Raw genomic sequence first — 21029 nt, 5'->3', positions numbered from 1 at the left:
TTACCCATCGCGCCTGGATTGCCTATGAAAATTGTCATCGCACCCGATTCATATAAAGAGAGTCTGTCTGCCCTGGATGTGGCTGCCGCAATTGAAGCGGGTTTCCGCGAGGTTTTCCCGGCCGCCGAGTATGTCAAAATCCCGGTTGCCGACGGTGGTGAGGGCACCGTTGAGGCCATGGTGGCCGCCACCAGCGGTACGCTTGTCCGGCTAACCGCAACCGGCCCGCTGGGCGAGCCCGTGGCGGCGTTTTATGGCCTGTCGGGGGATGAGCGCACCGCGTTTATTGAGATGGCTGCCGCCAGCGGCCTGGAACTTGTGCCGGTGGCGCAGCGCAATGCGCTGATCACCACGTCGTGGGGCACCGGTGAGCTGATCAAAAACGCGCTCGATCGCGGCGTAGAGCACATCATCATTGGCATAGGCGGCAGCGCCACCAATGATGGCGGTGCCGGAATGATACAGGCGCTGGGCGCCCGGCTGCTGGACAGCGCCGGCTGCGATCTGGCGCCTGGCGGCGCGGCGCTGGCGCAGCTGGCGCAGATCGATATCAGCGGAGTGGATGCGCGTATTAAAGCGTGCCGCTTTGAGGTCGCCTGCGATGTCACCAATCCGCTGACCGGGGAAAAAGGCGCTTCGGCGGTGTTTGGCCCACAGAAGGGCGCCACTCCGGCACAAATCGCGCAGCTGGATCGGGCGCTGGCCCACTACGCTTCGCTTATTCAGCGCGATCTGGATATCGACGTGCTGCATATTGCGGGCGGCGGCGCGGCGGGCGGTATGGGTGCGGCGCTGCACGCATTCTGTCAGGCTGAGCTGCGCAGCGGCATTGAGATTGTGACGGAGGCGCTCGGGCTGGCGGAGCAGGTCAAAGATGCCGATCTGGTGATCACGGGGGAAGGGCGCATCGACAGTCAGTCTGTGAATGGCAAGGTGCCAATCGGCGTGGCGCGGGTTGCCAAACAGTTTAATAAGCCGGTGATTGGTATTGCCGGTAGCCTGACCTCTGACGTGGGGGTTGTACACGCTCACGGCCTTGATGCGGTCTACAGCGTACTGTTCAGTATCTGTTCTCTGGAAGAGGCGCTGGCCAGTGCGGAACAGAATGTGCGCATGACGGCGCGTAACGTTGCGGCAGCCATCAGGATAGGCAAAGGGTTGTAGGCCGGACCGCGATGCGCGGCGGCCCGGCGGCTAAGGCCGGTATGGGCGTCGCCATAAAGATCGTTCTGACACGCCATTTTACGCCAGCGCCAGCCGCTTACGCGCCTCGCGCGCAACGTTGGCCATCTCATCATTCAGCTCCAGCAGTTCCGGCTCCAGCGCGGCAATATCACTCGCCTGGTGCAGGCTGCCTTCCAGCTGCTGGCAGAGCTGTTTCAGGCGCGGGACACCGCTGTAACTGGCGCTGCCGTGCAGCTTGTGAATAATTTCACGCAGCCCGTTTACGTCACCTTCAGCCATACAATGCGCCACGCGCGCCTCCACCTCAGGCAGGAAATCGAGCAGCATCTGTAGCAGATCGCGCGCCAGCGCCGGTTTGCCGGCCGCCTGACGCAGCGCCAGTGACCAGTCAAGCGAGACGGCAACCCCCATCGCGGGCGGCTGAGAGGCGGGCGCAACCGGCAGATAGCGCTGCAGCAGCTGAGCCAGGCGGGTTTCATCAATCGGTTTTGCCAGATAGTCATTCATGCCGGCGGCAATCAGCTGCTCGCGCTCGCCATCCAGCGCGTGCGCCGTTACCGCAACGATTGGCGTGCTGGCGTGCAGCGGCAGGCGCCGGATAATCTCGCTGGCCTGAATACCGTCGATATCGGGCATCTGTATATCCATCAGGATCACATCCAGCCGCTGCTGCTGCGCGGCATGGATGGCCTGCTCTGCGTTGTCACACAGAATGATATTTTCAACCTGCTCTTCCAGCAGCGCGCCGATAAGCCGGAGGTTAGCCGGATTGTCATCCACCGCCATCACCGTCAGCGGCTGACGCGGCAGCGGGGAGATCAGACGGTGCTGACGGCTGCCGATATCCAGCAGCAGCGGGATAAAGCGCGTCAGCGAAACCGGTTTTGCGATACAGCCGGCAATGCCCCGCGCACGCAGATCGTCGGCAAACAGCATCATCTCGCTCGGCAGCGCCAGCAGTACGGCATCCGCGCGATCGCACAGCTGCTGGATCTCCGTATCGGTCAGCGTTGCCGGGTGCGGCTTAGCGACCGGCATTCCCACCAGCAGCAGAGGATAGTGGCGTTCCGGCAGCGCAGCCAGGCTGGGATAATACTCTACCCTGAGCGGGGTGATACTGAGCATCTCCTGCACCACGCGCGCTACCGCCGGATGGGGCTCGACATAGGCCAGCGTTGTGGCGTGCAGGTCATCCAGCACGCGCGGAATGGTAGGGGCATTCGGGTTAAGATTGAGCCGGACGCGCACCCGAAAAACCGACCCCCGATCGGGCTGGCTGTGAAAAGCGATTTCGCCGCCCATCTCCTGCACCAGCTTCTGGGTGATCACCAGCCCAAGCCCCGTGCCGCCGTGTCGGCGGGTAATGCTGGCATCCGCCTGGCGAAACGCCTGAAACAGCTGCGGCTGCTGCATTTCCGGAATGCCGATACCGGTGTCATGCACCTGGATCTCCAGTTCCGCCTGCGTGGCGCTGAGATGCTGCAGCTCAACGCGCAGGTCGATATGCCCCTGCTCGGTAAACTTGATGGCGTTACCTATCAGGTTGATCAGGATCTGCTGCAGCCGCAGCGGATCGCCGATAACGTTGTCAGGCACGCTGTTTTGCAGGCAGACGGTGATCTCCAGCCCTTTCTCATGCGCGGAGGGCGCCAGCAGCACCAGCGTCTCATCCAGCGTGGCGCGCAGCGGAAAAGGAATAGATTCCAGCACCAGCTTGCCCGATTCCAGACGCGAGAAATCCAGCACATCGTTGATAATACTCAGCAGATTATTGGCGGAGCGCTCAATCGTACTCATATAGTCGCGCTGGCTGGTGCTCAGGCTGGTTTTCAGCATCTGGCGGCTGAAGCCGATCACGCCGTTGAGCGGCGTACGCAGCTCGTGAGACATGTTTGCCAGAAACTCAGATTTAATGCGGGCCGCCTCCTGAGCGCGTTTCTTCGCCAGATCCAGCTCGACGTTCTGAATCTCCAGCTGCTCCAGCGTTTCGCGCAGATCCCAGGTGGCCTGGTCAATATTTTGCTGCATCTCTTCATGGTAGGCGGTCAGCGACATCGCCATCGCGTTGATACCGTTTTTAAGCATGCTGAGCTCGCCCAGCATATAGCCTTCCACCCGGCTGTCGAGCTGGCCGCGCCGGATGCGATCCACGGTGGCTACCATATTGCGTATCGGGCCGGTCACATCGCGCATCAGACGATAGGCGAACAGCATGGCGAGGCAGAGGCAGAACAGCAGCAGCAGCGTTGCGACAAATACCTCTTTATACTGCGCCAGCCGTACCGACTGCAGATCCAGCTCAATGGCGACATAGCCCAGGGGATTACCGTCGGGTTTGGTCTGTTCATCCGGCTGCTCATCAGCGGAGTAGCGTTCAGATATAATCGGCGTGCGCAGCACCAGCAGGTTACCCTGGCGTTCATGCGTTACGCCCTCGCGCAGCTGCGTCATATCCTCTTTTTGCAGCAGCGCCAGGTTCTGCTTACTGTTGGATGTGGCGTAAACGCGATTCTGGTTGTCGAAAACCGTAATGGCACGGACAATATCGGAATGGCGCCGGTGCAGCAGGCTGACCAGCTCGTGGATCGCAGCGCGATCGTGCCAGCTCATCCCATACTCACTGGATACCGCCAGAGGTTCGATAATATTTGCGCCGGCGTCAAAAACCTGGCGCTGCAGTTCGTTATAGCGGTGGACGACAAAAAAGGTGCTGAGCAGCAGACCAATCAGCAGCGTTGGCGCCAGTATTAAAATCATCATCCGCGCCCGCAGGCTGTATTTGGTCATCACGATGCCCTGGCGATTGCCGTGTTCCTGTGCACGCGTCGTGGCGGGCGGCACAACCTGATTAAAAGAGAATACGATTACTATGGCGCAATTTTACGCCGCAAAACAGCGGCCGACGACAAAGCAGCGGATCGCCGTCACGGTCGATGAGCTCGATCCGTTCGGCCAGGGCGTGGCACGCTATCAGGGGAAAACCCTGTTTATCAGTGGTGCGCTGCCGGGCGAACAGGCAGAGGTTACGCTGCTGGAAGATAAACGGCAGTTTGCCCGCGGTAAAGCGATAAAGATCGCACAGCCCAGTCCGCAGCGGGAAATACCGCGCTGCCGCCATTTTGGCGTCTGCGGTGGCTGCCAGCAGCAGCACGCTGCCGTTGCACTGCAGGAGAGCAGCAAGGCGCACGCGCTGAGCCGTCTGCTGAGCCGTGACGCCGCTTCTCCGGTGGCCGTTGAGGAGATTATCCGCGGGAATAGCTGGGGCTATCGCCGGCGCGCCCGGCTCGGACTGCAGTGGCAGCCGAAGCAGCAGCGGCTGGTGATGGGATTTCGCCAGGCGGCCAGTCATGCGCTGGTGCCCCTGCAGCAGTGCCCTGTTTTGGTGCCCGAACTTGAAGCGTTGCTGCAGCCGCTGCACCACTGCCTGAGCGCGCTGCAGGGGGTAAGGCGGCTGGGGCATGCAGAGCTGGTGCTGGCAGACAACGGCCCGCTGATGGTGCTGCGTCATCTCGACGCGCTTTCTGCGCGCGATCGCGCAGACCTGGAACGCTTTTCGCATCAGCACTCGCTGATGCTGTATCTGGCTGACGGCAGCGATGAGCTGCAGGCGATTAACAGCAGCATGCCTTACTACCGCTCGCAGGATTTAACGCTAACCTTTAGTCCACAGGACTTTATTCAGGTTAACGATCGCGTTAATCAGCAGATGGTGGCAACAGCGCTGGCGTGGCTCGATCTGCAACCCGATGACAGCCTGCTGGATCTTTTCTGCGGCATGGGGAATTTCACCCTGCCGGCAGGGAAATCTGTACAAAATGTTGTAGGTGTGGAGGGGGTTGCAGCATTAGTTAAGCAGGCAGAGTATAATGCTGCGCTTAACAATCTAAGCAATGTACGCTTTTTCCAGCATAATCTGGAAGAGGATGTTTCGCGTCAGCCGTGGGCGGCGCAGGGATTTAATAAGGTGTTACTGGATCCGGCGCGAGCCGGGGCGGCGGGCGTGATGTCGCATATTGTTAAACTTGCGCCAGAACGCGTGGTCTATGTTTCCTGTAACCCGGTGACACTTGCGCGCGACAGTCAGGTACTGCTGTCCGCGGGCTACCATCTGGAAAGGGTCGCGATGCTGGATATGTTCCCACATACCAGTCATCTCGAATCCATGGTGTTGTTCAGCAAAACATAAGCGACAGTTATGTCGCTGTGGCAGGAGAGGATATGGTTGCGGTCAGAAGTGCGCATTTAAATACGGCAGGGGAGTTTGCCCTCGATCAGTGGATTGCCAGCCTGACGATTAGCAATCCTCAATCCTGTGAGCGACTGGCAGAGACCTGGCGCTACTGTGAAGCCGAAACGCGCGAGCACCCCGATCAGACTCTGCTGCTGTGGCGCGGTATTGAGATGGTGGAAATCCTCACTATGCTCAGTATGGATTGCGATAGCCTGTGCGCGGCGCTGCTGTTTCCGCTGGCCAACGCAGAGGTGGTCAGTGAGGAGAAGCTGGAGCAGGCGTTTGGCAAAGGGATTGTCTCCCTGGTGCACGGCGTACGCGACATGGATGCCATTCGCCAGCTGAAAGCGATTCATAATGACTCTATGGCTTCAGCCCAGGTGGACAATGTCCGCCGTATGCTGCTCGCGATGGTGGAAGATTTCCGCTGCGTGGTCATCAAGCTGGCCGAGCGGATTGCGCATCTGCGTGAGATGAAAGATGCGCCAGAAGATGAACGCGTGCTGGCGGCAAAAGAGAGCACGAACATCTATGCGCCGCTGGCTAACCGGCTCGGTATCGGCCAGCTGAAGTGGGAGCTCGAAGATTACTGCTTCCGCTATCTGCATCCGGATGAATATAAACGCATCGCGAAGCTGCTGCATGAGCGGCGCATCGATCGTGAACAATATATCGATAACTTTGTGACCAATCTGCGTCAGGAGATGCAGAAAGAGGGCGTGCGGGCAGAAGTCTACGGGCGGCCGAAACATATCTACAGCATCTGGCGCAAGATGCAGAAAAAGTCGCTGGCGTTTGATGAACTGTTCGACGTGCGCGCGGTACGCATCGTGGCAGAGCGTTTGCAGGACTGTTATGGCGCACTCGGTACGGTGCACACCCTCTACCGGCATCTGCCGAGCGAATTTGACGATTATGTCGCCAACCCTAAGCCCAATGGCTATCAGTCCATTCATACCGTGGTGCTGGGGCCGCAGGGCAAAACCGTTGAGATTCAGATCCGCACCCGTCAGATGCATGAAGATGCCGAACTTGGCGTGGCGGCGCACTGGAAATATAAAGAGGGCCCGGGCGTCAGCAACTCGCGCGGGGCTGCCGGACACGAAGAGCGTATCGCCTGGCTGCGCAAGCTGATTACCTGGCAGGAAGAGATGGCGGATTCCGGTGAAATGCTGGAGGAGGTTCGCAGTCAGGTCTTCGACGATCGCGTTTACGTCTTTACGCCAAAAGGCGATGTGGTGGATCTGCCCGCCGGCTCCACGCCGCTCGACTTTGCCTATCACATTCACAGCGATATTGGCCATCGCTGTATCGGGGCGAAGATCAGCGGCCGCATTGTGCCTTTTACCTATCAGCTGCAGATGGGCGATCAGATCGAGATCATCACCCAGAAGCAGCCCAATCCAAGCCGCGACTGGCTCAACCCGAATCTGGGCTACATCACGACCAGCCGCGGGCGCTCCAAGGTACACGCCTGGTTCCGTAAGCAGGATCGCGATAAAAATATCGTGGCGGGCCGCCAGATCCTCGATAACGAGCTGAGCCAGCTCGATATCAGCATGCGCGAGGCGGAGAAGATTTTGCTGCCGCGCTACAACGTTGGCTCGCAGGATGAGCTGCTCGCAATGATTGGCGGCGGCGATATTCGTCTCAATCAGATGATCAACTTCCTGCAGGCAAAGCTCAATAAGCCGAGCGCTGAAGAGGAAGATCGTGAAGCGCTGCGTCAGCTGACGCAGAAGTCGCATCACGCCTCAAATGCCCGTAAAGAGAGCGGTCGCGTGGTGGTGGAGGGGGTGGGAAACCTGATGCATCACATTGCCCGCTGCTGCCAGCCTATTCCCGGCGACGATATCACCGGCTTTATTACTCAGGGACGCGGCATCTCGATTCACCGCGCCGACTGCGATCAGCTCAGTGAACTGATCTCTCATGCGCCAGAGCGTATCGTTGATGCCGTCTGGGGGGAGAGCTACTCCAGCGGCTATTCGCTGGTGGTGCGGGTTACCGCCAACGACCGCAGCGGCCTGCTGCGTGATATCACGACCATACTGGCGAATGAAAAGGTCAATGTACTGGGCGTCTCCAGCCGCAGCGATACCAGAAAACAGCTGGCGACCATCGATATGGATATTGAGATCTATAACCAGCAGGTGCTGGGACGCGTGCTGGCGCGGCTTAATCAGGTGCCGGATATTATCGACGCGCGTTGTTTGAATTAACGCGCAGCCGGCACTGGCCCGCTGCTCTTCAGGGTCGCCTTTTACGGCGGCCCTTTTTATACCGTTGTTTGAGGATTTTTCATGACTGCCCTGAACCGTCTGCTTAGCCTGATGCAAACCCTGCGCGATCCGGCGCGCGGCTGCCCGTGGGATCGCCAGCAGACCTTTGCCACTATTGCTCCTTATACGCTGGAAGAGACCTACGAAGTGCTTGACGCTATTCAGCGGGAAGACTTTACCGATCTGCGCGATGAGCTGGGCGATCTGCTGTTTCAGATTGTGTTTTATGCCCGCATGGCAGAGGAAGAGGGGCGTTTTAACTTCGACGATATCTGCGACGCAATCAGCGACAAGCTTGAACGCCGTCATCCGCATATCTTTGGCAGCGCCGAGGCTGAGAGCGCCGCAGAGGTGTCGCAGAACTGGGAAGCGATCAAACAGGATGAACGCGCGGCGAAAGCGCAGCACTCGGCGCTGGATGATATTCCGCGCGCGCTGCCGGCGCTGATGCGGGCGCATAAAATCCAGAAGCGCTGCAGCAGCGTGGGCTTTGACTGGGACAGCCTCGGACCGGTGCTGGATAAGGTGCATGAGGAGATTGACGAAGTCATGCATGAAGCGCAGCAGGCCACTGTCGACAGCGACAAGCTGGAGGAGGAGATTGGCGATCTGCTGTTTGCGACGGTAAATCTGTCACGCCACCTCGGCAGCAAAGCGGAAATTGCGCTGCAGAAAGCCAACGACAAATTTGAACGCCGCTTTCGCCACGTAGAGCAGATTATTACCGCGCAGGGATTGAGTATGCCTGCGGCGACGCTGGAGCAGATGGAAGCGGCGTGGCAGCAGGTAAAACTGAGTGAGAACAATCACTAACCTGTTAAGCGTCATACTGCTGTTTATTCCAGCAGTGTGCATAATTCAGCCGCTTGCGCTTACTCGATTCAGCCATCCAGCAACTTTGTGACATGCGTCAACATTTTCTGGCTGGCTATCCGCTATGTTAGCCGCTGCACGGCGCGGGAGGATGGTGTGATTCATCAATTGTGGCTGGGGACGACTTCGGGTATACTGCTTTCCCGTCCTGGTTATTCCATCGTCTTTAAACCTAAACTCTCAGGTTCAGCATGACAACGAATTATATTTTTGTGACCGGCGGGGTCGTTTCCTCTCTGGGCAAAGGCATTGCCGCAGCCTCCCTCGCAGCTATCCTCGAAGCACGTGGTCTGAATGTGACCATCATGAAACTCGATCCGTATATCAACGTTGATCCGGGTACCATGAGCCCGACGCAGCATGGTGAAGTGTTTGTCACCGATGACGGGGCCGAAACCGATCTGGATTTAGGTCACTACGAGCGCTTCATTCGTACCAAGATGTCGCGTCGTAACAACTTTACGACCGGTCGTATCTACTCAGAAGTGCTGCGCAAAGAGCGTCGCGGCGACTATCTGGGCGCCACGATCCAGGTGATCCCCCACATTACCAATGCCATCAAAGAGCGCATCATCGAAGGTGGCGAAGGTCATGATGTCGTGCTGGTTGAGATCGGTGGCACCGTAGGCGATATTGAATCCCTGCCGTTCCTGGAAGCGATTCGCCAGATGGCGGTAGACGTGGGCCGTGAACACACCATGTATATGCATCTGACGCTGGTGCCATATATGGCGGCAGCGGGTGAAGTGAAAACCAAGCCTACTCAGCACTCGGTTAAAGAGCTGCTGTCGATTGGTATTCAGCCAGATGTGCTGATCTGCCGCTCCGATCGCGCGGTACCTGCTAACGAGCGGGCGAAAATCGCGCTGTTCTGCAACGTGCCGGAAAAAGCGGTTATCTCGCTGAAAGATGTCGATTCCATCTATAAAATCCCGGGCCTGCTGAAGTCGCAGGGTCTGGATGACTATATCTGTAAGCGTTTCAGTCTGAACGCGCCGGAAGCTAACCTTGCCGAGTGGGAGCAGGTTATCTATGAAGAAGCGAATCCGGGCGGGGAAGTGACTATCGGTATGGTCGGCAAGTATGTTGAGCTGCCGGACGCCTACAAGTCAGTGATTGAAGCCCTTAAGCACGGTGGTCTGAAAAACCGCGTAACCGTCAACATCAAGCTGATCGATTCGCAGGATGTCGAGACGCGCGGCGTGGAGATCCTCAAAGATCTCGATGCGATTCTTATCCCCGGCGGTTTCGGCTACCGCGGCGTGGAAGGCAAGCTGATGACGGCGCAGTACGCGCGTGAAAATAACATCCCGTACCTTGGCATCTGCCTCGGCATGCAGATTGCGCTGATGGAGTTCGCGCGCAATGTGGCCGGGATGGAAGGCGCCAACTCCACCGAATTTGTGCCAGACTGTAAATACCCGGTTGTCGCGCTGATCACTGAATGGCGTGATGAGCATGGCAACGTTGAGCAGCGTACTGAGCAGAGCGATCTGGGCGGCACCATGCGTCTGGGTAGCCAGCAGTGTCAGCTGACGCCGGAAAGTAAAGTGCGCCAGCTCTACGGTTCTGATGTGATTACCGAGCGCCACCGTCACCGTTATGAAGTCAACAATCTGCTGCTGAAGCCGATTGAAGCGGCGGGTCTGCATATTGCGGGCCGTTCCGGCGACGATCAACTGGTTGAGATTATTGAAATCCCGAACCATCCGTGGTTTGTGGCCTGCCAGTTCCATCCGGAGTTCACATCGACACCGCGTGATGGTCATCCGCTGTTTGCCGGCTTTGTGAAAGCCGCGCAGGAGCACCAGAAGCGTTTAGCGAAGTAAGAGTTTACGAACAACGCGCGAACTTTTCGCGCGTTGTTTGTCTTAGGATTGACTAACTTGTACTGAGGAAAATCGAATGTCCAAAATCGTTAAAGTCATTGGTCGCGAAATCATCGACTCCCGTGGCAACCCGACTGTAGAAGCAGAAGTGCATCTGGAAGGCGGTTTCGTTGGTCTGGCGGCGGCTCCATCAGGCGCTTCTACCGGTTCACGTGAAGCACTGGAGCTGCGCGACGGTGATAAGTCTCGCTTCCTGGGCAAAGGCGTAACCAAAGCGGTTGCTGCGGTTAACGGCCCAATCGCTGACGCGGTAAAAGGCAAAGATGCCAAAGACCAGGCGAACATCGATAAGATCATGATCGAACTGGACGGTACTGATAACAAATCCAACTTCGGTGCAAACGCCATTCTGGCTGTTTCTCTGGCCGCAGCGAAAGCTGCTGCAGCATCAAAAGGCCTGCCGCTCTACGCACACATTGCTGAGCTGAACGGCACCCCAGGCAAATACTCTATGCCGCTGCCAATGATGAACATCATCAACGGCGGTGAGCACGCGGATAACAACGTAGATATCCAGGAGTTCATGATCCAGCCTGTGGGCGCGAAAAATATCAAAGAAGCCATCCGTATGGGTTCTGAAGTATTCCACAACCTGGCTAAAGTTCTGAAAGCCAAAGGCATGAGCACTGCAGTCGGTGATGAAGGTGGCTATGCGCCAAACCTCGGCTCTAACGCTGAAGCGCTGGCAGTTATCGCTGAAGCGGTAAAAGCAGCGGGCTATGAGCTGGGTAAAGATATCACCCTGGCGATGGACTGTGCCGCATCTGAATTCTATAAAGATGGCAAATATGTTCTGGCTGGCGAAGGCAACAAAGCGTTCTCTTCCGAAGAGTTCACTCACTTCCTGGAAGATCTGACCAAACAGTACCCAATCGTCTCTATTGAAGATGGTCTGGATGAGTCTGACTGGAACGGCTTTGCTTACCAGACCAAAGTGCTGGGCGACAAAATCCAGCTGGTGGGTGACGATCTGTTTGTCACCAATACCAAAATCCTGAAGGAAGGTATTGATAAAGGCATCGCGAACTCTATCCTGATCAAATTCAACCAGATCGGCTCTCTGACCGAAACGCTGGCTGCAATCAAGATGGCGAAAGATGCGGGCTACACGGCCGTTATTTCTCACCGTTCAGGCGAGACAGAAGATGCAACTATCGCTGACCTGGCGGTAGGTACTGCAGCTGGCCAGATCAAAACCGGTTCTATGAGCCGTTCTGACCGCGTAGCTAAATACAACCAGCTGATCCGTATCGAAGAAGCGCTGGGTGAGAAAGCGCCGTTCAACGGTCTGAAAGAAGTGAAAGGCCAGGCGTAATCGCCCGCCGGTGCTGTTCTGTGCAGCACGGTTTGCCTGAAGCCCCGCCCAGTGCGGGGCTTTTTGTTTTTCAGGGCACAAAGCGGCTGTGAAGCCGCAGTAAAAATCTGCCATAATCTGCGCCCCGAATGAGAGACGTGAGTGAAAAATGTTCTACCCGATTAACGAAATGTTCCAGACGCTGCAGGGCGAAGGGTTTTATACCGGCGTGCCGGCCATCTTTATCCGCTTACAGGGATGTCCGGTGGGATGCAGCTGGTGTGATACCAAACATACCTGGGAGAAGCGCGCGGATCGGGAGACCTCACTGGGTGATATTCTGGTAAAAACCGTGGAGAGCGATGCCTGGGGAAGTGCAGACGCCGCCACGCTGATTGAGACCATCGCCCGGCAGGGCTGGAGCGCGCGCCACGTAGTGATCACCGGCGGCGAACCGGCAATTTTTGACCTGCGTCCGCTAACTGAGGGTCTGGAAGCGCACGGGTTCCAGTGTCAGATCGAGACCAGCGGCACTCATGAGGTGCACTGCTCTGCGGCAACCTGGGTTACAGTCTCACCTAAGGTGAATATGCGCGGAGGCTACGATGTGCTGCTGCAGGCGCTGACACGCGCGGATGAGATCAAGCATCCGGTGGCGCGCGAGCGTGACGTTGAGGCGCTCGATGAGCTGCTGGCGGAGCTGCATGACGATAAACCGCGTATTGTGGCGCTGCAGCCGATCAGCCGCGGCGATGCCGCAACCCGGCTCTGTATTGAAACCTGCATCGCCCGTAACTGGCGGCTCTCTATGCAGACGCACAAGTACCTGAATATCGCCTGATTCACAGCAGGGGCGCATTAATGCGTCCCCTATGCACATACCGGTAGGGGCGCGCCCGGGTCAGCTACTGCTTCGCTTTATATGCGTCGAATGCCTGCTTAATCTCTGCTCTGGCCTTGGCGGCATCTTCAAAACCGTTAAGCTCGACCTTCTTACGGCCATCCGGTAACTGCTTATACACCCGGAAAAAGGCTTCCAGCCGCTGCTGCTCGATTCGCGGCAGATCGCTTATCTCTTTAATATCATCATAGGTTGGATCAATTTTGCTGGCGGGCACGGCGACAATCTTGTCATCCACCTCACCGCCATCAATCATCTTTAGCACGCCAATCGCGCGCAGCTTAATCAGGGTGCCGGGCTGTAACGGCGCCCGGGCGTAAAAAATCACATCCAGCGGATCGTTATCGCCACCCAGTGACTGAGTCAGCGAACCGTAGTTGGCGGGATAGGCGACCGGCATAGACTGAAAACGGTCAGCCACGATAAACCCGGTTTTAGCATCGGTTTCATATTTGATCGTCCCGCCTGCCGGAATTTCTGTCACCGCATAAAACTCCGCCGGCATACTCTCCGGCTGGGGAAAATCAAGTACGTTTTGCGCCTGAACGGCAGCAGAGGCAGAGATAAAAACAGCAAGCAGAGAAAGGTGCTTCACAAGGTTCATTGTTGATTCTCTTGATCTTTAACAGAGGAGACAACAACGTAGAGGGGGATCGTTACAAAGAGATGAATCAGCAGTAATCGGCTGTTCGAAGATTAATACAGGTATCACAGCGGTTCAGAGACCGGCACCTGTGGTTCCACGTTGCAGGAGGGCGGCAACCGCGTTCATCCTCAGGCGCTTACATGAGTAAGCAACCGGGGGTGGAGAAGGGCAGCCAGCGCACCTGCAGCGTGGAAGAGGCCGCTCTGGTCAGCCGCGGTAAACGCAGCCTGCCGTACAGGTCTCTTTGATCATGACCGCGCTCAGCACCGGCAGCACCGGCTTAAGCTCATCCCAGATCCACTTCGCCAGCACTTCACTGGTGGGATTCTCCAGACCCGGAATATCGTTCAGGTAGTGATGATCCAGTCGCTCATAAAGCGGACTGAAAATCGCTTTCAGTTCAGCAAAATCCATAACCCAGCCGGTATACGCATCCACTTCACCGGTTATTTCCAGTCGCACCAGAAAGGAGTGGCCGTGCAGACGACCGCATTTGTGCCCTTCAGGCACGTGAGGTAAGCGGTGAGCCGCTTCAAACTGGAACTCTTTAAACAGCGTGGTAGACATAATGACTCTCAGACGGAAAAACCGCTGAAGTCTACCTGAAAAGCAGATTTTTCGCACCCGTGGGGGTGTAAAAGCGCATTTAACGCGATCCGGTAACGCGGTTGAAGATAAAAACCATATTTTACAAAGGGATAATTTACCACTTTTGGCGGTTAGCGATACCCGAAAAACCGCTTAGTCGTTTTGGTTATTTATTATGTCGAACCCTTATTTAATCGTTAATATACAGCTCGGTAACCTACCTCCTCTTCCACCGCTTCTCGGTCCGGACTTCTGACACTGGAATTTTTAACGCGATGACGACTCAGGCACCCCCAGGCTCCATGCTGCCGCTCTCTCCGGAGCAACTTGCGCGCTTACAGGCGGCGACCACGGAATTTAATACGACTCAGCTTGCCTGGCTTTCGGGCTACTTCTGGGGCATGGTCAACCAGACCCCTGGCGCGGTGGCGACACCTGCTGCTCCGCCAGCGGAAACCCCGGGCGTCACGCTGATTTCAGCCTCGCAAACCGGCAACGCGCGTCGCCTGGCAGAACAGCTGCGTGATGATCTGCTGGCAGCGAAACTGAACGTGAATCTGGTTAACGCCGGCGACTATAAGTTCAAGCAGATCGGCCAGGAAAAGCTGCTGGTTATCGTCACCTCGACCCAGGGCGAAGGCGAACCACCGGAAGAGGCGGTGGCGCTGCATAAATTCCTGCTGTCGAAGAAGGCACCGAAAATGGATGGCGCGGCGTTTGCCGTGTTTGGTCTTGGCGACACCTCTTACGAATTTTTCAGCCAGGCGGGCAAAGATTTTGACAGCCGTCTGGCCGAGCTGGGCGCAGAGCGCCTGCTGGATCGCGTTGATGCCGACGTTGAATACAGCGAGCTGGCCAGCGCCTGGCGCCTGCAGCTGACCGATCTGCTGAAGGCGCGCGTGCCGGTCGCACCTGCGGCGCAGATTGCGGCCAGCAGCGCCGGCAGCGTCAACCTGGTTGACAGCAGTCCTTATACGAAAGAGCTGCCGCTTACCGCCAGCTTTGCGCTGAATCAGAAAATCACCGGCCGCCTCTCTGATAAAGATGTGCGCCATATTGAGATCGATCTCGGTGATTCCGGCCTGCGTTACCAGCCGGGTGACGCGCTGGGCGTCTGGTATGAGAATGATGCAGAGCTGGTAGAGGAGCTGCTGCAGCTGGTGTGGCTGAAAGGCGATGAGCAGGTGACGGTGCAGGGCAAAACGCTGCCGCTGGCTGAAGCGCTGCAGACGCAGTTTGAACTTACGGTCAACACGCCGCAGATAGTGGAGCGCTACGCTGCCCTGTCGCGCAATGAGGCGCTGCTGGCGCTGACTGAAGATAAGCAGAAGCTGCAGAGCTATGCCCAGAGCTTCCCGATTGTGGATATGGTGCGCCAGGCGCCCACTGAACTGAATGCCGAGCAGCTGACGGGCTTACTGCGCCCGCTGACGCCGCGTCTTTACTCTATCGCCTCCTCCCAGGCGGAGAGCGAAAGCGAAGTGCATATTACGGTGGGTGCGGTGCGCTATGAAATTGACGGCCGTCAGCGCGGCGGTGGTGCCTCCACCTGGCTTGCCGACCGTCTGGAAGAAGAGGGCGCCATTCGCGTCTTTATCGAGCACAATGATAACTTCCGCCTGCCGGCCAATCCGGATGCACCGGTAATTATGATTGGTCCGGGCACCGGCATTGCGCCGTTCCGCGCCTTTATGCAGCAGCGTGACAATGACGGCGCCGAAGGTAAAAACTGGCTGTTTTTCGGCAACCCGCACTTCACCGAAGATTTTCTCTATCAGGTAGAGTGGCAGAAGTATGTTAAGCAGGGGCTGCTGACGAATATCGATCTCGCCTGGTCGCGCGATCAGGCTGAGAAAGTCTATGTACAGGATAAGATCCGGGCGAAAGGCGCAGAAGTGTGGCGCTGGATCGAAGAGGGCGCTCACCTCTACGTTTGCGGCGATGCGAATCGCATGGCGAAAGATGTAGAGCAGGCATTACTGGATGTGGTGGTCGAACACGGCGGCATGGATCGTGAAACGGCTGATGAATTTTTAAGTGAGCTGCGCATTGAGCGCCGTTATCAGCGAGACGTTTACTAATGAGCGAAAAACACCCTGGACCGCTGGTGGTTGAAGGTAAACTTTCTGACGCCGAGCGTCTGAAAAAAGAGAGCAACTATCTGCGTGGCACCATCTTAGACGATCTCGACGATGGCCTGACCGGTGGGTTCACCGGCGATAACTTTCTGCTGATCCGCTTTCACGGCATGTATCAGCAGGACGATCGCGATATTCGCGCCGAGCGCGCTGAGCAGAAGCTGGAGCCGCGTCACGCCATGATGCTGCGCTGCCGTCTGCCGGGCGGCATTATTACGCCGACGCAGTGGCTGGCGATTGACAAGTTTGCCGCTGAAAAAACGCTTTATGGCAGTATCCGCCTGACTAACCGGCAGACGTTTCAGTTTCACGGCATTCTGAAAAAGAACGTGAAGCCAACGCATCAGATGCTGCATGAAGTGGGACTCGATGCGCTGGCGACCGCCAATGACGTCAACCGCAACGTACTCTGCACCTCAAATCCGGTTGAGTCTGAGCTGCATCAGGAAGCTTATGAGTGGGCGAAAAAACTCTCTGAGCACCTGCTGCCGCAGACCCGCGCTTATGCGGAGATCTGGTGGGATAAGGAAAAAGTTGCAACCACAGATAAAGAGCCGATTCTTGGCGAAACCTATCTGCCGCGTAAGTTTAAAACCACCGTGGTGGTGCCGCCGCACAATGATGTCGATCTGCATGCTAACGATCTCAACTTCATTGCGATTGCAGAGCACGGCAAGCTGATAGGTTTCAATGTGCTGGTAGGGGGAGGCCTCTCTATTGAGCATGGCAATAAAGCGACCTACGCCCGTACCGCCAGTGAGTTCGGTTTCCTGCCGGTGGAGAAGATCCTCGATGTGGCCGCCGCGGTAGTGACCACGCAGCGCGACTGGGGTAATCGCACCGATCGCAAAAACGCTAAAACTAAATATACCCTTGAGCGCGTGGGCGTTGAGACGTTTAAAGCGGAAGTGGAAAAGCGTGCCGGTCTGACTTTCGCGCCGGCGCGTCCGTATGAATTCACCACCCGCGGCGATCGTATCGGCTGGGTTAAAGGCATCGACAACAAGTGGCACCTGACGCTGTTTATCGAAAATGGTCGCCTGCTTGATTACCCGGGCCGTCCGCTGAAAAGCGGCATCGCTGAAATCGCCAGAGTACACCAGGGTGATTTCCGCCTCACCGCCAACCAGAACCTGATTGTGGCTGGCGTGCCGGAGGCGCAGAAAGCGCAGATTGAAGCGATCGCCCGCGAGCACGGCCTGATGGAAAGCGTAACGCCGCAGCGTGAAAACTCGATGGCTTGCGTAGCGTTTCCGACCTGTCCGCTGGCGATGGCAGAAGCGGAGCGTTTCCTGCCATCATTTGTTACCAAAGTCGAAGAGATCATGCATCGTCACGGCGTGGGCGAAGAGCATATCGTTCTGCGCGTAACCGGCTGCCCGAACGGCTGCGGTCGTGCGCTGCTGGCGGAGCTGGGGCTGGTTGGCAAAGCGCCGGGTCGCTACAACCTGCATCTCGGCGGGAACCGCGTGGGTACGCGCATTCCGCGTATGTATCGCGAAAATATCACCGAGAGCGAAATTCTGACCACGATTGATGAACTGGTGGCGCGCTGGGCAAACGAGCGCGAGGCCGGTGAAGGTTTTGGTGACTTCACGATCCGCACCGGTATCGTTAAAGCGGTGACGGATCCGGCTCGTGACTTCTGGGACGCGGAGGCTGTATGACCCTGCCCGATCTCGCCGTACTCAACAGCGGCAGCAAAGTTGACCGTATTATGGCGCTGGCTGAAAGCAACGTGCAGCTGGAGAAACTCTCTGCTGAAGCGCGCGTCAGCTGGGCGCTGGAACAGCTGCCGGGGGCCTTTGTGCTCTCATCCAGTTTTGGGATCCAGGCGGCGGTGCTGCTGCATATGGTGACGCAGCAGCGGCCGGATATTCCGGTGATCCTCACCGACACCGGTTACCTGTTCCCGGAAACCTATCGCTTTATCGATGAGTTAACGGCAAAGCTTAACCTTAACCTGCAGATTTTCCGTGCGGAAACCTCGCCCGCATGGCAGGAAGCGCGCTACGGCAAACTATGGGAGCAGGGCGTGGACGGCATTGAGCAGTATAACCAGCTCAATAAAGTGGAACCGATGAACCGGGCGCTGAGCACGCTGGGCGCACAGACCTGGTTTGCCGGATTGCGGCGCGATCAGTCAGGCAGCCGTGCCAGCCTGCCGGTGCTGGCGGTACAGCGCGATGTCTTTAAGATCCTGCCCATTATCGACTGGGATAACCGGCAGGTGCATCAGTACCTGAAACAGCACGGCCTGAGCTACCACCCGCTGTGGGATGAGGGCTACCTTTCGGTGGGTGATACCCATACCACGCGAAAATGGGAACCGGGCATGGCAGAAGAAGAGACGCGCTTCTTCGGCCTCAAGCGCGAGTGCGGTTTGCACGAAGGCTAACCACCATCCACAGGGCGAATTTTCGCCCTGTTTTTTGTTTCCCTCTCACGCACCTCTGTTAATTCCTAAAGTCATGCCCGGCTGGCCGCAGCCGAAATCGTGCTGCCTGGAAAAAGCGTTATAAAATCAATTCTTAAGCAGAAAAACGCATCAGCTTTGCCAGCGCTATATTCCATTTGGTAACTACTCATGCGAAATCGTAATTTCATCTGGCGGAATAGCGCGACGTATAGTCGCGATAACTTATTGTAAAACTAGCAAGGTTATCGTGGATTATCTGCCCCTCTTTGCCGATCTCAGACAGCGTCCGGTGCTGGTTGTCGGCGGTGGTGAAATCGCTGCCCGTAAAATTGAACTGCTGCGCCGGGCTGGCGCGCGCATCCTGGTGGCCGCCCGCGAGCTGGGGCATGAACTGCAGGCGCTGGAGGCAGAACAGGCCGTAGAGTGGATAGCCCGCAGTTTTGAGCCGGCTCAGCTCGACGGCGTATTTCTGGTCATTGCCGCCACCGACGATAACGCACTTAATTCACAGGTGTTTGACGCCGCCAACGCGCGGCACAAGCTGGTTAACGTGGTGGATGACCAGCCTAAATGCAGCTTTATCTTCCCTTCTATTGTTGACCGCTCACCGCTGGTGGTCGCGATCTCATCCAGCGGCACCGCGCCGGTACTGGCGCGGCTGCTGCGGGAGAAAATCGAAGCGCTGCTGCCGGCAAACCTGGGTCAGATGGCCGCACTGGCAGGAGAGTGGCGCGACAAAGTCAAACAGCGCTATCGCAAAATGTCCGATCGCCGCCGCTTCTGGGAGCGCGCCTTTAATGGCCTGTTTGCCAGTCAGATGGCGGCCGGTAACGTCAGCGCCGCGCGCCAGACGCTCGATCTCGAACTGGAACATATCAGCGATAACCAGGGTGAAATTGCGCTGGTCGGCGCGGGGCCTGGCGACAGCGGTCTGCTGACGCTGCGCGGTCTGCAGGTGATGCAGCTGGCTGATGTGGTGCTGTATGACCATCTGGTTAGCGATGAGGTGCTGGATCTGGTGCGGCGCGATGCCGACCGCATCTGCGTCGGAAAACGCGCCGGCGCCCATTCGGTGCCGCAGGAAGAGACGAACCAGCTGCTGGTATCACTGGCGCTGCAGGGCAAGCGCGTCGTGCGTCTGAAAGGCGGCGATCCCTTTATCTTTGGCCGCGGCGGCGAAGAGCTGCAGGCGGCGAAAGCGGCAGGCATTCCGTTCCAGGTGGTGCCGGGTATTACTGCCGCCGCAGGCGCGACCGCCTATGCCGGTATTCCGCTGACGCACCGCGATTATGCGCAGAGCGTGATGTTTATTACCGGCCACTGCCGCGCTGACGGCGATGGCATCGACTGGCCATCCCTCGCGCGTGCGCGCCAGACGCTGGCTATCTATATGGGCACCGTAAAAGCAGCGGAAATTGCCGCCGGTCTGATTGACCACGGCCGCGATCCGCTGACGCCCGTGGCGGTGATTGGCCGCGGCACGCGTCAGGATCAGCAGGTGCTGACCGGAACCCTGAATCAACTTGAGGTGCTGGCAGCCGCCGCGCCGACGCCTGCGCTGTTAGTGATTGGCGAAGTGGTGAACTTGCACGGGCAATTAGCCTGGTTTCAACATTCTGCACAGCAGGGGGCTCGCGAGTCCGCCGTTGTCAATTTGGCTTGAGGAAAAACTATGGACCAAAATCGTCTTACTCATCTGCGTCAGCTGGAAGCAGAGAGTATCCATATCATCCGCGAGGTGGCGGCCGAGTTCAGCAATCCGGTGATGATGTACTCCATCGGCAAAGACTCCTCGGTAATGCTTCATCTGGCGCGTAAAGCATTCTTCCCGGGAACCCTGCCGTTTCCTCTGCTGCACGTGGATACCGGCTGGAAATTCCGCGAAATGTATGAGTTTCGCGACCGTACGGTGAAAAACATGGGTGCCGAGCTGCTGGTGCACCGTAATCCGGAAGGCGTGGCAATGGGGATCAACCCGTTTGTTCACGGCAGCGCCAAACATACCGATATTATGAAGACGGAAGGGCTGAAGCAGGCGCTCAACAAATACGGTTTTGATGCCGCCTTTGGTGGCGCGCGCCGTGATGAAGAGAAATCGCGCGCGAAAGAGCGCATCTACTCTTTCCGCGATCGCTTTCATCGCTGGGATCCCAAAAATCAGCGTCCTGAGCTGTGGCATAACTACAACGGCCAGATCAACAAGGGCGAAAGCATTCGCGTATTTCCGCTCTCTAACTGGACCGAACTCGATATCTGGCAATACATCTTCCTGGAAAACATCGAAATCGTACCGCTCTACCTGGCCGCGCCGCGCCCGGTACTGGAGCGCGACGGCATGCTGATGATGATCGATGACGATCGTATCAACCTGCAGCCAGGTGAAGAGATCACCGAGCGCATGGTGCGTTTCCGTACGCTGGGCTGCTGGCCGCTGACTGGCGCCGTAGAGTCTGAAGCGCAGACGCTGCCGGAGATTATCGAAGAGATGCTGGTCTCCACCACCAGCGAACGCCAGGGACGCATGATTGACCGCGACCAGGCGGGATCGATGGAACTGAAAAAACGCCAGGGTTATTTCTAAGG

Annotated in this window: 15 protein-coding genes; 12 read left to right on the top strand and 3 right to left on the bottom strand. The window is 57.3% G+C overall.

Annotated elements, in window-relative coordinates:
• The first annotated feature begins 24 nt into the window (after positions 1–24).
• Positions 25–1164 (top strand): glycerate kinase, encoded by a 1140-nt coding sequence (locus tag B4056_RS00970; protein ID WP_094111687.1) that lies wholly within the window; start codon positions 25–27, stop codon positions 1162–1164.
• 78 nt (positions 1165–1242) lie between these two features.
• Here B4056_RS00970 and barA read toward each other — a convergent pair whose 3' ends face one another.
• Positions 1243–3972: a two-component sensor histidine kinase BarA gene (gene barA, locus B4056_RS00965; protein WP_288653505.1), complete on the bottom strand. Its 2730-nt coding sequence runs from the start codon at positions 3970–3972 to the stop codon at positions 1243–1245.
• Positions 3973–4054: 82 nt separating this feature from the next.
• On the opposite strand from barA, the gene rlmD reads away from it, so the two are divergent.
• From rlmD to queE, 6 genes are all read left to right on the top strand, one after another.
• Positions 4055–5371, top strand: coding sequence for a 23S rRNA (uracil(1939)-C(5))-methyltransferase RlmD (gene rlmD / locus B4056_RS00960; RefSeq protein ID WP_039379887.1), 1317 nt, complete (start codon positions 4055–4057; stop codon positions 5369–5371).
• A gap of 32 nt (positions 5372–5403) precedes the next feature.
• On the top strand, positions 5404–7638 hold the full coding sequence (gene relA, locus B4056_RS00955) for a GTP diphosphokinase (RefSeq protein WP_288653504.1): 2235 nt from the start codon (positions 5404–5406) through the stop codon (positions 7636–7638).
• Positions 7639–7719: 81 nt separating this feature from the next.
• Positions 7720–8511 (top strand): nucleoside triphosphate pyrophosphohydrolase, encoded by a 792-nt coding sequence (gene mazG, locus B4056_RS00950; protein ID WP_113655783.1) that lies wholly within the window; start codon positions 7720–7722, stop codon positions 8509–8511.
• A 251-nt stretch (positions 8512–8762) separates the two neighbouring features.
• Positions 8763–10400, top strand: coding sequence for a glutamine hydrolyzing CTP synthase (gene pyrG / locus B4056_RS00945; protein WP_071668542.1), 1638 nt, complete (start codon positions 8763–8765; stop codon positions 10398–10400).
• A gap of 76 nt (positions 10401–10476) precedes the next feature.
• Entirely contained in the window at positions 10477–11775 is a 1299-nt protein-coding gene (eno, locus tag B4056_RS00940; protein ID WP_065648317.1) for a phosphopyruvate hydratase, read from the top strand.
• Between the two features lie 148 nt (positions 11776–11923).
• On the top strand, positions 11924–12595 hold the full coding sequence (gene queE / locus B4056_RS00935) for a 7-carboxy-7-deazaguanine synthase QueE (RefSeq protein ID WP_039379876.1): 672 nt from the start codon (positions 11924–11926) through the stop codon (positions 12593–12595).
• Positions 12596–12659: 64 nt separating this feature from the next.
• On the opposite strand, the gene B4056_RS00930 is transcribed toward queE, so the two are convergent.
• Positions 12660–13259 carry an inorganic diphosphatase gene (locus B4056_RS00930; RefSeq protein WP_094112206.1) on the bottom strand — a complete coding sequence of 200 codons (600 nt, stop codon included), beginning with the start codon at positions 13257–13259 and terminating at the stop codon, positions 12660–12662.
• A 249-nt stretch (positions 13260–13508) separates the two neighbouring features.
• On the bottom strand, positions 13509–13871 hold the full coding sequence (gene queD, locus B4056_RS00925) for a 6-carboxytetrahydropterin synthase QueD (protein ID WP_104085513.1): 363 nt from the start codon (positions 13869–13871) through the stop codon (positions 13509–13511).
• 293 nt (positions 13872–14164) lie between these two features.
• Here queD and cysJ point away from each other — a divergent pair, with 293 nt between their 5' ends.
• The 5 genes from cysJ to cysD all read left to right on the top strand — a co-directional run bounded on the left by cysJ (position 14165) and on the right by cysD (position 21027).
• On the top strand, positions 14165–15970 hold the full coding sequence (gene cysJ, locus B4056_RS00920) for an NADPH-dependent assimilatory sulfite reductase flavoprotein subunit (protein WP_094112207.1): 1806 nt from the start codon (positions 14165–14167) through the stop codon (positions 15968–15970).
• Positions 15970–17694: an assimilatory sulfite reductase (NADPH) hemoprotein subunit gene (gene cysI, locus B4056_RS00915; protein ID WP_094112208.1), complete on the top strand. Its 1725-nt coding sequence runs from the start codon at positions 15970–15972 to the stop codon at positions 17692–17694. Before cysJ ends, cysI begins: the two co-directional genes overlap by 1 nt.
• Entirely contained in the window at positions 17691–18425 is a 735-nt protein-coding gene (locus tag B4056_RS00910; protein WP_094112209.1) for a phosphoadenylyl-sulfate reductase, read from the top strand. Before cysI ends, B4056_RS00910 begins: the two co-directional genes overlap by 4 nt.
• Positions 18426–18693: 268 nt before the next feature.
• Positions 18694–20109 carry a siroheme synthase CysG gene (gene cysG, locus B4056_RS00905; protein WP_094112210.1) on the top strand — a complete coding sequence of 472 codons (1416 nt, stop codon included), beginning with the start codon at positions 18694–18696 and terminating at the stop codon, positions 20107–20109.
• A gap of 9 nt (positions 20110–20118) precedes the next feature.
• Positions 20119–21027: a sulfate adenylyltransferase subunit CysD gene (gene cysD / locus B4056_RS00900; RefSeq protein WP_039379862.1), complete on the top strand. Its 909-nt coding sequence runs from the start codon at positions 20119–20121 to the stop codon at positions 21025–21027.
• Positions 21028–21029 lie beyond the last annotated feature (2 nt).

The organism is Pantoea sp. UBA7232, assembly GCF_002473195.1.
Taxonomy (GTDB): domain Bacteria; phylum Pseudomonadota; class Gammaproteobacteria; order Enterobacterales; family Enterobacteriaceae; genus Pantoea; species Pantoea eucrina.
Note: the sequence above shows the minus strand (reverse complement) of the source record. Positions and strands in the feature narration are given on the sequence as shown.